Origin of the sequence: Rickettsiella endosymbiont of Miltochrista miniata (genome assembly GCF_964031245.1) — a bacterium.
Taxonomy (GTDB): Bacteria; Pseudomonadota; Gammaproteobacteria; order Diplorickettsiales; family Diplorickettsiaceae; genus Aquirickettsiella.
Window position 1 is genome coordinate 489,352 of the sequence record NZ_OZ035017.1, and the last position, 14,023, is coordinate 503,374.

Consider the following 14,023-nt stretch of genomic DNA (forward strand, 5'->3'; position numbering starts at 1 on the left):
GATTACTGCTGAGGGCAAGTACTGCAGCGAAGTTGCTGGCGTAACTCTGTGGAACCTAAGCGAATTAGGAGTTGTTGGATAACATCCTGTTGCATATTTTCTTGTAAATCATTTTCCGTATTCAGATCACCGGCAAGTTGATTGGACGTAATCGAAAAGGTTCGTGTGGCTAGTATTTGTTGTGGGGCTAATAAAACATGACCTTTACAATCTATTACCTGAAATAAAATACTATAAACGAGTAAATAGGTGGTTGTTTGTCCGGCATTTCCTAAACTGGTTGCCGTGCGAGTAAAGTTTTGTGCAAGAATTTTTAATCGGGGTGATGCTGGAGTCGCGAGTGCAGTTTGAACTCCCGCCGCCGCTAACGCTTTTTGTAATTCTTTGGTGAAACTGCCATAGGGCTGATCAGATTCCAAAGAAAGTGTATGAAAAGGTAAGGAAAACTCACAATGACCTCTTAATTGAAAACCACAAGCAGTTAGCATGAAGCTAAAAAAGAGACTAAACAATAGTGGATACCAACGAGTTGTCATTTTATATAACAATATTAACTAATTTTTTTGGGACTATAATAATTTTTTTAATCGTTTGATTTTGAGTATAGCGTTTGATTTGGGGGTCATTAAGAATAATCGCTTTCAGTGTTTCATCATTATAGTGTATATCGAGTGACAATTGTGCACGTAATTTACCATTTACTTGTATCACCCAATCAATTTTTTCAACGGTTAAGGCATCAGCCGCTACTTTTGGCCAATGTGCTTTGCTAATTAAACCGGAAAATTTGAGTTCTTTCCATAAAGCATGGGCTATATGGGGAACGATAGGGGCCAGCAAGCGCAATAGGATGCTCAAACCTTGCCAGATTATATGTTTGAGCGTGAGCACTGCATCATCATCATCAGTAGAATGTAATAAATGGCTGGCTGTTTGCAGTGTATTCAAAAGTTTCATGCAACTGGCAATAACGGTATTAAATTGTTGGCGTTCATAATCATTGCGAGCAAGTTGTAAAATCTCATGGATTTGTCGACGTAAACTACGATATTCATTAGGAATTTTTGTCCAATCGATGGGCTGTGTGAGGCTATGTTTATGCGTTTCATTGAATTCTATTATCCAAGGATTGCTATACGCTAAAGTCCATAAACGTTTTAAAAATCGATAAGCACCTTCAACGCCTGTATCGGACCATTCTAAGGATTGCTCAGGAGGGGCAGCGAATAAAATAAATAATCGTAAAGTATCCGCTCCATATTGTGACATCAGTTTGGCAGGATCGACTGTATTTCCCTTAGATTTAGACATTTTTGCACCGTCTTTAAGCACCATGCCCTGTGTCAGCAAACGTGTAAAAGGTTCATTAGAATTCAGTAAATCTAAATCGCGTAATACTTTATGAAAAAAACGTGCATAGAGTAAATGTAATACCGCATGCTCAATACCGCCAATATAATGATCAACGGGCGTCCAGTATTTTGCTCTGTCATCTAACATGGCTCTGTTCTGTGTCGGGCAGGCAAAACGTGCGTAATACCACGAAGATTCGACGAATGTATCTAAAGTATCGGTTTCTCTGGTGGCCGGTTGTTTACAAGTAGGACAGTGGGTTTGATAAAATTCAGGCATATTTTTTAAAGGGGAACCAACGCCCTTAAATTCTATGATTTCCGGAAGTACGACAGGTAAATCTTCTTCTGGAACAGGAACTACACCACAACTAGGACAATAAATAATAGGAATAGGTGTTCCCCAATAACGTTGACGTGAAACACCCCAATCACGAAGTCGGTAATTGGTGGTATGTACGGCTATTTTTTCTTTTATTAATTGTTTTGCAATCGTTACAGAGGCTAATTCAACACTTAATCCTGTATAAGGACCCGAATTCATTAATGTTCCGGTATGCGAAATAAGCGGATCTGACTGATAATCGTGTGACGGAGTGGATAGTATGACCGGGCGTATTGGCAGATCATATTTCTTTGCGAATTCAAAATCGCGCTCATCGTGAGCAGGCACTCCCATAATCGCTCCCGAGCCATAGTCAGTTTTGACAAAATTGGCAATCCATATCGGCAAATTTTCCTTGGTCAGCGGATTACAGGCAGTGAGTTGAGTGATAAAACCTTTCTTTTCTAAATGTGCAGTTGCTTCTTCGGATGTGGGAATTTGTTGATAAGTGGCAATGATAGCTTGCAATTTCGGATCATGTTCAGCGATATAGTGTGCAATCGGATGCTGAGGTGAAACCGCGATAAAAGTAGCGCCAAATAAGGTGTCGGGACGTGTAGTAAAAACTTCAATTGCGTCTAATTCAGGATGATTGACTTTAAATTGAATAGTTAAGCCTTGTGATCGACCTATCCAATTGCGTTGCATGGTTTTGACTTCATCAGGCCATGCTTCTAGAGTATCCAGATCATTTAATAACTCATCGGCATAATCGGTGATTTTTAAAAACCATTGCGGAATTTCTTTACGCTCTACGAGTGCGCCGGAGCGCCAACCACGGCCATCAATAACTTGTTCATTCGCCAATACGGTTTTATCGATAGGGTCCCAATTTACTACGGCGCTTTTTTTATAGACTAGACCATTCTTAAGTAATTGAATAAAAAGCCATTGCTCCCATCGATAATAATCGGGTTTACACGTAGTAATTTCTCGGCTCCAATCAAAACTTAAGCCGAGTTGTTTAAATTGTTTACGCATATGTTCAATGTTGGCATAAGTCCATTTTGCGGGAGGTATTCCTTTTTCGATGGCGGCATTTTCAGCGGGTAAGCCAAAAGCATCCCAACCGATGGGATGCAGCACATTTTTACCTAACATGCGCTGATAACGGGCAATGACATCACCCAATACATAATTACGAACATGACCTACATGTAAATGACCGCTGGGGTAGGGAAACATAGAGAGGCAATAAAATTTTTCTTTATTGAGATCCTCAGTGACCTTGAAACATTGATGTTCTTCCCAAAATTTTTGGATGGCAGCTTCAAGTGCTAATGGTTGATATTGTTCTTGCATGTGGCTAGATACCTTGTTTTATGATAGCCGTTTGGATAAGGCTTAAGTCTGTGAGCCTCAGTTTACTGAAGTATAAAACGGCTAAGTATAACCTTTTCGATAAGCGTAACATAAGATACATAATCCTACTAAAAAGATAATAATGGGACCATCGCCTAGATACACCCAGGGGGTTAAACCGACACTTTTATAAATCGAACTGGTTAATACACCGATCTCGAAGGCAGGAAGTTCCGCTATAATTTTTCCCTTTGGTGTCACGATAGCCGTTAGCCCAGTATTGCTTAAAAAAGCTAAATAGCGCCCGGTGGCTAAGGCTTGAAACTGAGCAATTTGTAGATGTTGAGCTAAGGCAAAAGAGTGACCGAACCAAGCATCATCGTTAATGGTGAGTAATATCTGAGCATGATCTTTCAGTGATTGCCGCACTAAGTTGGAATAGGCAATTTCGTAACAAATAAATGTGCCTAAATCAACGTTGGCTACGTTGAATGTGGGTTGATGATTGGGTCCCGGTGAAAAACTAGACATGGGGATATCTAATAAATTTAATAAGCCATGAGCCCAGATGATCCACCAAGGGAGATATTCACCAAAGATAACCAATCGTTGTTTATAGTAAGTAGCCTGATCCAGGCCCAACGCTAACATGCTATTGTAGTATTTAAAGCCTTTTTGGATAGGAATCCCGGTAATTAGCGTGGTTTTATGCAGTTTGGCTTGCTGGTCAAGCTGCTTTAAAAAAGGTTTGGCTTGATTTTGTAACAGAGGAATGGCGGCTTCGGGCCAAATGATGAGTCGACTATTCCAATGCGATTGTGTTAATTGTTGATAGTGTATTAATGATGCTTTTTGATATTCAGGTTCCCATTTTATTTCTTGGGGAATATTAGCCTGTATCAGACTGATTTGAATAGGTTTTCCTTGGATATGTGTCCAAGGGATAAAACTTAAGGCATAACCAATGGCCCATAAACCTATCAGTGCAAATAAGGGACGGTAATAATGAAATTTTTTTAGATCGAACTGACAATCAAAACGTTTATTTAAAAAAGGACAAAATAAAGTGAGCAACAAACTCGCTGTCAAAGCAATTAAAAATGCCAGTCCATAGATTCCAAAAATCGGAGCAAAGCCGCTGAGGGGAGTGTTTACTTGGCTCGTTCCTAATAATACCCAAGGAAAACCGGTCAATATCCAGCTCCTAACCCATTCCGTTAATGCCCAAGAGCTAGGAAAGATTAAATAAAACTTGATGAATGTGTTAGTAGGAAAAAAACGGTTTAATAGAAAACCTTGGATGCCTGTAAATAAAGATAATATAAAAATAAATAGGCAGGTAATTAACGAGGCTAAAAAAAGTGAAGTATGGCCAAATTCATGAATACTAATAAATACCCATGAGACGCCAATACCATAAAAACCAATACCAAAAAGTAATCCTAAAACCAACGCATGTTTGGCAGAGCTATTTAACCAGAGTAATAACAATAAAGCGGGAGAGAAAATAGCTAAAGGATAAATACCCATCGGGGCAAAGGCAAAGGCTAGCAAGCCACCGGCAATGAGCGCGCAGATTTCTTTATAATAGGTCATAAAATTGCATAGAAAAGAGTAGACCAGTTGCATAACCGGCGTGCTAGACTTAATTTCATCGTTAAACGCTAGTCTACGGTCCTCATTTACTCATGTAAACTCCGGTCCTCGACTATCGTTTGTCTCGAACTTAAGCCTATCACTGGGATATGCAAGAGGTCTGTCAAGAAACTCGATTTCAATGATACATCTTTTACAGACTAGCTGCTGCAGCGAAAGCTTAGTCTTCAGGATCGAGCGCTAGTTTTAAACCACATTAATTTACTAAGGGCTGATTGTACATTACTGCTTAATTTCTCTGTCACCGATTTTTTAGTCAGATACTGGCATTCATAAATTTCTGCTTTATCACTACCTGCCAACAGACTTAAATAATCATCGCTGGTGATGAGTTCATCGACTAGATTAAGTGCAAGGGCATCTTTTGCCAGCCAATGAGCGCCAGTAGCCACCTCAGTCATATCAACTTGCTTACGATTAGCCTGAATAAAGGCTTTAAAAAGATGATGGATTTCTTCTAAGTCTTGTAGGGTTTTTTCGCGTGCTTTAGGTGTGTTTTCTCCAAAAATGGTGAGTGTACGTTTATATTCTCCGGCGGTTAACAATTCGAAATCAATATCTCTTTTTTTCAAAAAACGATGAAAGTTAGGAAGTTGTGCCACAACACCGATTGAGCCAATAATCGCAAACGGCGCTGCTAAGATTTTATCTCCCACGCAGGCCATTAAATATCCACCACTTGCGGCTATTTTATCTATGGTCACTGTCAAAGGGATGCGTTTATCTTTTAAACGTTGTAACTGTGAAGCCGCTAAGCCATAAGGAGCAACCATTCCTCCGCCACTTTCTAATCGTAATACCACTTCATCTTGTGGTGTAGCTACTTGGAGGAGCGCAGTAATTTCTTCGCGTAGACTATTAACCGCTGTAGCCTTGATGTCACCTTGAAAATTTAAAACAAATACCCGTTTTTTTACTAATTTAGCTGTCTTTTTTAATTTAATTTTTTGTTCTTTAGCATACTTTCTGAGTTGTTTTTTATTAAGAATTTCCGAGTTTAAGGTTTCAGCAAATTCTTGATATTTTTTATTAAGTTTTTTAACGCAAAGTTTATTCTTGTTTTGTTCTTTTGCTTTGCGAGCAACAGAAAAAACGCCGGCGGTGACTATTAAAATAGCGAGTACCAATGTAAATAGCTTCGCTAGAAATACAACGTATTGAAGAAGAAATGACATGGTATTTGGCCTTTTAAGTAATCTGGAAAAGGAATAATATAGCGTACGCTTAGCGCAGTATACAACAGAGCAGATTAAAATACCCAAACAGCGGGTATGAAAAAATGAAACTGCGAATAAAAATGCGACTGAAAATCGTTATTTATCAAGGATTGAATAGTGTTAAAAGTGGAAAAACTTTCCTATGCACGTAATGGCAGAATTCTGTTTAAACAACTCACATTTAGACTTTTGCCAGGACAGATATTGCATATAGTCGGTGCGAATGGTTCAGGTAAAACGACGTTGTTGCAGATATTAACTGGATTACGCATTCCTTTAACAGGATCTGTTATGTGGAATGGAATCTCAATTGAGAAAAACAGAGTAAATTTTACCGAAAATTTACTCTATGTTAACCACCGCTTAGGTATGAAATCAGCTCTGACTCCGATTGAGAATCTGTATTTATGTTTGGCCAGACGTAATTTAATCGATAAGCAATCCAAACAAAAAGCACTTCAGGATATTCGCCAGATATTAGAACAATTAAATCTAAAAAATTATGCAAACACTTTATTAACGCAACTTTCAGTGGGACAACAACGACGTTTGAATTTAGCGAAATTGTTATTGATCAAAGCAGATTGTTGGATCCTGGATGAGCCTTTTACTGCTTTAGATAAGGAAGGTATTGCGTTTCTATCATCTATAATGGAAAAACAAAGTGCTAGAGGGGGAGTCATTGTTTTTGCTAGTCATCAAATGGCTTACTCATCACCTGCGGAAATAAAAACAATTTTTTTAGACGCTAACCATGTTAGATAATAATTCTTTTTTAAAACTAGCAATCAACTTACGTTGCGAATTATTAGCCGTTTTTCGTTATTATCAAGAATTGATTTATCCGTTATTATTTTTAATTTTAGCCGTTATTTTATTTCCTTTAAGCATAAGCGCCGATCCTATTTTATTAGAAAAAATATCCCCTGGAATTTTTTGGGTGATAGTCTTATTTTTAGTATTATTAATGTTAGATCAACTGTTTCGAAATGATTGGAAGGAGGGTGATTTGGAGCAGCTTATTTTACTGCCAAATGCTCTTGCTTTAGTGTTATTTGTTAAATTAATAGTTTTTTGTTTGGTTATTAGTGTGTCTTTATTTCTCGTGACGCCGATTTTGAGTCTAAGCTTGTTTATTCCTGTCATGGCTTTAAAAACCTTATATCTCAGTATCCTCCTCGGTACGCCAAGCTTAATATTTCTGGGTGGTATAGCTCGGGCCTTGACCTTAGGTCTTCGTCATAGTGGTTTATTAATAGTATTAATAATAATTCCTTTTTATATTCCGGTATTAATTTTTGCGAGCAGTGCGGTTACTCTGGCAAGCATGGGATTACCTGACAATGGACCATTAGCTTGGTTAGGCGTAATAATGATCCTAAGTATGAGTTTATCGCCGTTGGTTATAAGTAAAATTTTGCGTTTAGGTATCGCTTTTGCATAATACTCTTCGCACTAGAATTTTTGTCTGTGTTGCCGTTCAATTCGCAATCCTCATGTATGTTGAATACACTCCGGTTGCTCATTTACACGGCGCCTTGCCAAAAATCCCATTGCTGTGAGTATATACTCTTCCTACTTGAATTTTTAAGGGAATAATAAAATGACTAGAGTAAGAAAAAGAAATAAAATCTACCGATATATATCGGTACATCACTTTTATATATTATCGAACTATTTAGTCCCCATCTTTGCTTTATCTTTATTCGTATTTGGAATTTATGGTGCGGTAGGGGGCTTATATTTAGCCCCTGCAGATTATCAACAAGGAGATGCTTTTCGCATTATCTATGTTCATGTGCCTAGTGCTTTTTTATCGTTACTTATTTATTTTATTATGGCATTTTTTTCTGTCATCGGTTTAATTTTTCGTATTAAATTAGCAGAATTGATCGTTTCAGGTAGTATTTTTTTAGGTTCATGGTTTACTTTCCTAGCATTATTAACCGGAAGTGTCTGGGCTAAACCGATGTGGGGAGCCTGGTGGGTTTGGGATGCACGTTTAACTTCGGAGCTTATCTTATTATTTTTATATCTAGGTGTTATTGCTTTACGTTCTGCTATTCCTGAGCGTCATATGGCAGCGCAAGCAACATCGATATTGCTTATGTTGGGTTTAGCAAATATTCCCATTATTCACTATTCAGTCTATTGGTGGAATACTCTACATCAAGGTTCTACTATTCATTTCTTGAGTCCTTCATTAATCGAACCTTCTATGCTTTATCCTTTATTATCAATGATGGTGGCTTTTATAAGTTTTTATCTTATTGTTTTGTTATTACACATCCGTTGCGAAATATTAGAGCAATATATTAAGCTAAATGAAGCTAATCACTTGTGACTAACCCAGGTAAAATTCTTGGGTGTATTTCTCGTAAAGCCAGAATAGTATCTATCCCATGATGAGTTTTATTTTCCCAAAATTTACTTATGTTATTTATAGTAGACAGTGGTAGCATCGGTAAAGACGGCAATTTTTTAGCATCAAAAAATTTTGTCCCGCACAATTGATGAGTATTTGCAATTGATTTTATTTGCGTAGAGGGTAATGTATTTGAAGCGTTTAGTTTTGATTCGAACAGACAAAAACAATAAGCCCAAATTTGTTCTATATTCTGAGGGAAATTATCTTTTTTTATGAATTGTTCTGCTTGTTCTTTTAAAATTTCCCAAAAAATTGAAAAATTCTTTTTGACAGAAAGGTCTAAATCTTCTTTATCGGTTAGATTTTTTACAAGAATACTGCTAAATAAAAGACTGACTATTTTGGTAAAATTTTCATCGGTGATGCAATATTTTAATGCGTTTTTAGATTCATGGGTTTTACTTTTTTTGTTTATTTCATTTATTCCAAGTCGTATAACCCCTCCTAATGCTGAGAACGGCGGAGGAAGTAATTCGCAAAGATGGGTTAATATAGAAAAAAATTCAGCCTGTCTGCTTAAAGCAAGAGAAAAGTTTTCACCTTGGTCTGCACTAATAACCAGTAAGTTATAAAATTTTGCCCGGAACTCGTTGTAGCTAAGCTGAAATGCATGCGCTAAAATTGGATTTCTTTGGATAGCTTGTAAACAAAAATCAACTTTATTTGTTTCATGATGAAGATAAATTATATTAAGGTAGATTAAATTAATATAAATTATCTTAAAAAGATTTTCAATGTGATAGTTAGAAGTTTCCGATGGATAGGGAACTAAGCGTTTATTAGGTTGTTCTATAATCTGAGTGCTTTTAGAACTTTCTTGATTATTAAGCGTAGTATACGAAAGCGAATTAACTTTTTGTCTTTTTTCTTTTGGAATTTTTTTCCATAGACTTATTTTCTTTTTTTTAAAATGAGAAAAAAATCTATTAATTTTAAAAAACATCTTGTTTCGCCTTATTATTATTTTTCCTATATTAACATCAAATTTAATTTTTTTGAAAATATTTTTTTTAGAAAATTCATTTTTTTAAATTTTACTATTCGACCGTTTTTAAAGGATCTGAGCGTTACTAAAGGGGGGGTAGGACTTGATTAAGTTTAAGAGTAAACTATGACCCTTTAATTTTGCTCTTAATTATTATGAAATTGTTAAATTTTGAAGTCGGTATTGATAAACCTTTATTTGTTATGGCAGGGCCTTGTGTCGTGGAGAGCGAACAACTGGCGATGGAAACGGCTGGACGCCTGAAAGAAATGACCGATAAACTGAACATTCCCTTTATTTATAAATCATCCTTTGATAAAGCAAATCGCTCTTCAGCTAACAGTTTTCGTGGTTTGGGTTTAGAAGCAGGCTTAGCTATTTTAGCCAAAGTAAAAAAGGCATTGGGTGTTGCGATAGTCACCGATGTTCATGAAGATACTCCTTTAAATGAGGTAGCGAGCGTCGTCGATGTTTTACAAACACCGGCATTTTTATGCCGACAGACTAATTTTATTCAAAAAGTTGCTCAGCAAGGGTTACCGGTTAATATTAAAAAAGGTCAGTTTCTTTCTCCATGGGATATGCAATACGTCGTCGAGAAAGCGCGCCAAGCTGGGAATAATCAAATTATGGTTTGTGAGCGTGGAGTGACTTTCGGATACAATAATCTTGTCTCGGATATGCGTTCCTTGGCCATCATGCGTGCAACACAGTGTCCAGTGGTATTTGATGCGACACATTCTGTACAATTACCAGGCGGTCAGGGTGGATCATCAGGAGGACAGCGTGAATTTATACCTGTATTAGCGCGTGCTGCGGTGGCGGTTGGTATTTCTGGTCTTTTTATGGAGACGCACCCCAACCCAGAGCAAGCCTTAAGCGATGGCCCCAATTCTTGGCCATTAGCAAAAATAGCTGAACTGTTAGCCACCTTACAAGAACTAGATATAACCGTAAAAAAAACCAGATTAATAGAAACAACGCTATAGGTAAACGTATGCCAAAAATTGCTGAGATTAATGCGTATGAAATTTTAGATTCGCGTGCTAATCCTACTATTGCTGTCGAAGTCACCTTGGATTCAGGGTTAAAGGCAGACGCCAGTGTCCCTTCTGGTGCATCGACAGGTTCAAAAGAAGCTTTAGAATTAAGAGATACGAATAGGCCGGATCGTTATCAAGGTAAAGGTGTTTTATTAGCGATCCAAAATATTTTAGGACCGATCCGGAAAAATTTAATTGGAAAAGAGATTGACGATCAAAAAGCATTAGATCATTTAATGAAAAAACTTGATGGAACTGATAATAAGGAAAAACTAGGCGCTAATGCTATTTTGGGAGTTTCGTTAAGTTTATTGAAGGCCGCTGCTTTAGCGCGGGGACAAGCGCTGTATGTACATATTGCTGAGCTTATGGGCCAGCGGGATAAAAAATATCTGATGCCAGTACCACAGATGAATATTATTAATGGTGGTGTCCATGCAGATAATCCATTAGCTATACAAGAATTTATGATCTTACCGTTGGGCGCGCCTACTTTTAGTGAAGCCTTACGTTGGGGTGTGGAGATTTTTCATTGTTTAAAATCCTATCTAAAAAAACAAGGTTTCAATACCAATGTGGGTGATGAAGGAGGTTTCGCACCTAATTTTCAGACACATCAAACTGCGATAGAAAGTATTTTAGTAGCTATCGAACAAGCGGGATATCAGCCCGGTAAGGATATCTATTTAGGATTAGATGCAGCCAGTAATGAATTTTATCAACAAGGTAAATATTGTTTGGAAAATAAGAAATTAGATGTCGAACAATGGATTACTTATTTAGAGCATTTAGTGCAACAATATCCTATTATTAGCATAGAAGATGGTATGGCCGAGTCCGATGAACAAGGCTGGATACAACTCACACACCGACTAGGTAAAAAAATTCAACTGGTCGGAGATGATTTATTTGTGACGAATCCCATCTTATTCAAGCAGGGAATAGCTAAAAAATTAGCGAATGCTATTCTTATTAAATTGAATCAGATTGGTACTGTCAGTGAAACCTTAGAGGTGATCACATTGGCAAAACAAGCCCATTATGCAGCGGTTATATCTCATCGTTCGGGTGAAACAGAAGATACTAGCATAGCTGATTTAGCCGTCGGGACAGGTGTAGGGCAGATAAAAACGGGTTCTGTGTGTCGTACCGATCGAACTGCTAAATATAATCGGTTATTACGGATTGAGGCAGAGCTTGCAAAGAAAGATCAGGTGATTTATGCCGGTAAACATGCTTTTTCACGTTTTTTAAATGCTTAAATCGATGAAACTTCTCATAGCTATTTTGACAGTACTTTTTTTAAGTTTGCAATATAAACTATGGTTTGTTCAAGATGGTGTATGGCGAGTACATCAACTTAAAAAACAAATTGCTCAGCAAACAAAGGAAAACTCTCAACTGAGCCAGCGTAATACGGCGATGGTGGCTGAAATTAGGGATCTTAAATCAGGTAAAGTCGCATTAGAAGCACATGCACGTCATGATCTGAATATGGTAAAACCTAACGAGTTATTTTATATGCTAGTGGAAAAGCCAGAAAAGAAAAACTCAGCAAACGCCCATTAAAATTTAACCGGTTTCCAGATGCGAATAATCGGCGCTAAGGATAATACTTTGATATTGCGCAAAGGCGGAAATTCTAAGGAAGCATCCGAATTAATAACATATAGATCATAACAATTAGCAACATGACCGATTTTTACGCGCCTAATCAACAACTCTCTGCCTTCAACTTCAACGATACAATCTGCGCCGTGAGCCAATTCCATATTTTTATCCGTTAATTTTTTTCCGGCGACGAGATCACCTGGACCGTAAAGTGGTTTCATACTTTCATTATCAATCAGGTAAATCAGATGCTCAGGATAATTTTTTCTAAAAAGTGCTAATTCCTCTTTAATTTCAGTAGTTTCCATCGGGTAATCGGATTGCTTTTCATTAATAGAGGGTCTGGTTATTGATGCAAGATTTTTGTAATTTAATTTGGAAAGTTTACTTGAATCGATTACCTTCGGCGGCTCACCATATCCTGTCATTAACCAGATCACTGAACACTCGATGCCTTCTTCACGCATAGCTTTGCAGACTTTTTGAGCACCGCGTTCAGTGACACTGCTGTATCCTTGCTCCCAATAATTAACCGTGGTCAAGCCTAGATTACAATGTTGCGCAAACTCTTTCATCGAAAGATGCGACATTCTACGCAAAAATCTTAGTCGATTGGCGCGTTCTTGAATATCTATGGATGGCGTGGCGTTTTTTTCTTTTTTGGACTTAAGATGCTTTTTCATTATCTTCCTTTACTAAATTTGACATAAAATATCTATTCAGATAATATTCAGTCTTGATAAGAGACTGAATAACTTGATCGTTACATTTTTTATTGAAGGTACTTTGTCTATGTAAATTCTTGGCTGCATTTAATAATTTAAAAAATAGAGTTAAAAAAGTAACTAAAAATGGCTTAGCTGACTGGCTTGATATTATTTATTCTGCAAATTAACTGTTTTAGTATATTTGCTTAGCATAAATAATTTTTTCCAGACGTGCTTAACCAAAATAGTGTGGAAAAATTTTTAATGATGTCTATAAAAAAATCCTTGGGTTAAAATGATGAGCCAATTAATAGTTGATGTTTATTTGCTTAAATTTAAGCTGAGTTTTCATGACATTTGACACTATACTCACAGCAATTGGGTTTTTTGGCAAGGCGACGCGAAAACGAAACAACCGGAGTGTATTAAGATACACGAGGATTGCGAGTTGAGCGACAACACAGCCAAAAATTCAAGTGCGAAGAGGATATCTATCATTATTTTATAGACACAACCTAAGCCTTAATAAAGGAAACATCTCGTTAAGTATATCCATTATAACGAATATCCTCGATAGAGTGGATAGTAAGAGATGTTTTTATTTAAAATAGGGTATGCAGATCAGACTATAGTGATTTTTCTATGCTGATCTTACTTAAAATTGTTAAAGGCTAAAAAGGATTAATACATAGAGTCCAATTTAAATTCCTGGATTGGGGCGCTACTCGTTTGCAATGACGAGTCGATCACCCACCCCGAGCGAAGAGTGTGACGCATCTGACGGGAAATAAACGATTGCTAATTTATGGAGAAGAATAATGTCAATTTTAAAATTACGAAATAACCTAGTTGAAAGAATTAAAGATTTTGGAAATAGTTTTCATCCAGTATTAAAAAAACCTTTAGAAGAATTAAGCTTATCCATCAAGCACGGAACTGATTCTTTGGCTAGAATTTTATCGATAGACGATGACAAGATTTGTCAAAAAATCAATGTCAATCAACTTCAAAAATTTGGTTGCAGGGTAGACTGTGTTAATTCTGCACGCAGTGCGCTAGAGAAATTGACCTTAGCTTACCAAGCTATTTTGTTAGATGTCCACTTGCCGGATTGTAGTATTGACGTATTTATTAACTTAATTCGTAGTGACGAAGGTAATGTTAATCAAAAAGTACCCATCATCTTAGCAAGTAGTTGGCTTGACGAATCTTGTAAAAAAAATTATCTAGCTTTAGATGTTGATGAAGTATATGTAAAGCCCATGCAAGAAAAGGATTTCAAAAAAATTTTACAAAACTGTGGAGTTATAAAATTTTAAGAATAAAAAGACTAGCAA

13 protein-coding genes are annotated in these 14,023 nt (G+C 36.9%); 7 read left to right on the top strand and 6 right to left on the bottom strand.

Annotation, left to right across the window (positions count from 1 at the left end):
• Window positions 1–2: 2 nt before the first annotated feature.
• From lptE to sohB, 4 genes are all read right to left on the bottom strand, one after another.
• Window positions 3–512: an LPS assembly lipoprotein LptE gene (gene lptE, locus AAHH40_RS02215; protein WP_342220496.1), complete on the bottom strand. Its 510-nt coding sequence runs from the start codon at window positions 510–512 to the stop codon at window positions 3–5.
• Window positions 513–537: 25 nt separating this feature from the next.
• Window positions 538–3,039: a leucine--tRNA ligase gene (leuS, locus tag AAHH40_RS02220; RefSeq protein WP_342220497.1), complete on the bottom strand. Its 2,502-nt coding sequence runs from the start codon at window positions 3,037–3,039 to the stop codon at window positions 538–540.
• An 81-nt stretch (window positions 3,040–3,120) separates the two neighbouring features.
• Complete coding sequence (lnt, locus tag AAHH40_RS02225) at window positions 3,121–4,635, bottom strand: apolipoprotein N-acyltransferase (RefSeq protein WP_342220498.1); 1,515 nt, start codon at window positions 4,633–4,635, stop codon at window positions 3,121–3,123.
• Between the two features lie 227 nt (window positions 4,636–4,862).
• Window positions 4,863–5,870 carry a protease SohB gene (sohB, locus tag AAHH40_RS02230; RefSeq protein WP_342220499.1) on the bottom strand — a complete coding sequence of 336 codons (1,008 nt, stop codon included), beginning with the start codon at window positions 5,868–5,870 and terminating at the stop codon, window positions 4,863–4,865.
• Between the two features lie 159 nt (window positions 5,871–6,029).
• Here sohB and ccmA point away from each other — a divergent pair, with 159 nt between their 5' ends.
• The 3 genes from ccmA to AAHH40_RS02245 all read left to right on the top strand — a co-directional run bounded on the left by ccmA (window position 6,030) and on the right by AAHH40_RS02245 (window position 8,256).
• The gene (gene ccmA, locus AAHH40_RS02235; protein WP_342220500.1) at window positions 6,030–6,677 is read left to right on the top strand and encodes a cytochrome c biogenesis heme-transporting ATPase CcmA; all 648 of its coding nucleotides are present in this window, start codon (window positions 6,030–6,032) and stop codon (window positions 6,675–6,677) included.
• Complete coding sequence (locus tag AAHH40_RS02240; RefSeq protein WP_342220501.1) at window positions 6,667–7,356, top strand: heme exporter protein CcmB; 690 nt, start codon at window positions 6,667–6,669, stop codon at window positions 7,354–7,356. Before ccmA ends, AAHH40_RS02240 begins: the two co-directional genes overlap by 11 nt.
• 159 nt (window positions 7,357–7,515) lie before the next feature.
• On the top strand, window positions 7,516–8,256 hold the full coding sequence (locus AAHH40_RS02245; protein WP_342220502.1) for a heme ABC transporter permease: 741 nt from the start codon (window positions 7,516–7,518) through the stop codon (window positions 8,254–8,256).
• Here the strand turns inward: AAHH40_RS02245 and AAHH40_RS02250 are convergent.
• Entirely contained in the window at window positions 8,243–9,283 is a 1,041-nt protein-coding gene (locus AAHH40_RS02250) for a hypothetical protein (protein ID WP_342220503.1), read from the bottom strand. The genes AAHH40_RS02245 and AAHH40_RS02250 overlap by 14 nt on opposite strands.
• Window positions 9,284–9,480: 197 nt before the next feature.
• On the opposite strand from AAHH40_RS02250, the gene kdsA reads away from it, so the two are divergent.
• From kdsA to ftsB, 3 genes are read left to right on the top strand one after another with little or no spacing between them, the layout of a single operon-like run.
• Entirely contained in the window at window positions 9,481–10,314 is an 834-nt protein-coding gene (kdsA, locus tag AAHH40_RS02255) for a 3-deoxy-8-phosphooctulonate synthase (protein ID WP_342220504.1), read from the top strand.
• Between the two features lie 8 nt (window positions 10,315–10,322).
• Window positions 10,323–11,630, top strand: a complete 1,308-nt coding sequence (gene eno / locus AAHH40_RS02260) for a phosphopyruvate hydratase (protein ID WP_342220505.1) — start codon at window positions 10,323–10,325, stop codon at window positions 11,628–11,630.
• A gap of 4 nt (window positions 11,631–11,634) precedes the next feature.
• Complete coding sequence (gene ftsB, locus AAHH40_RS02265; protein WP_342220506.1) at window positions 11,635–11,937, top strand: cell division protein FtsB; 303 nt, start codon at window positions 11,635–11,637, stop codon at window positions 11,935–11,937.
• Here the strand turns inward: ftsB and AAHH40_RS02270 are convergent.
• Entirely contained in the window at window positions 11,934–12,662 is a 729-nt protein-coding gene (locus AAHH40_RS02270) for a hypothetical protein (RefSeq protein ID WP_342220507.1), read from the bottom strand. The genes ftsB and AAHH40_RS02270 overlap by 4 nt on opposite strands.
• Before the next feature lie 842 nt (window positions 12,663–13,504).
• Here AAHH40_RS02270 and AAHH40_RS02275 point away from each other — a divergent pair.
• The gene (locus AAHH40_RS02275) at window positions 13,505–14,005 is read left to right on the top strand and encodes a response regulator (RefSeq protein ID WP_342220508.1); all 501 of its coding nucleotides are present in this window, start codon (window positions 13,505–13,507) and stop codon (window positions 14,003–14,005) included.
• The last annotated feature ends 18 nt before the right edge of the window (window positions 14,006–14,023 follow it).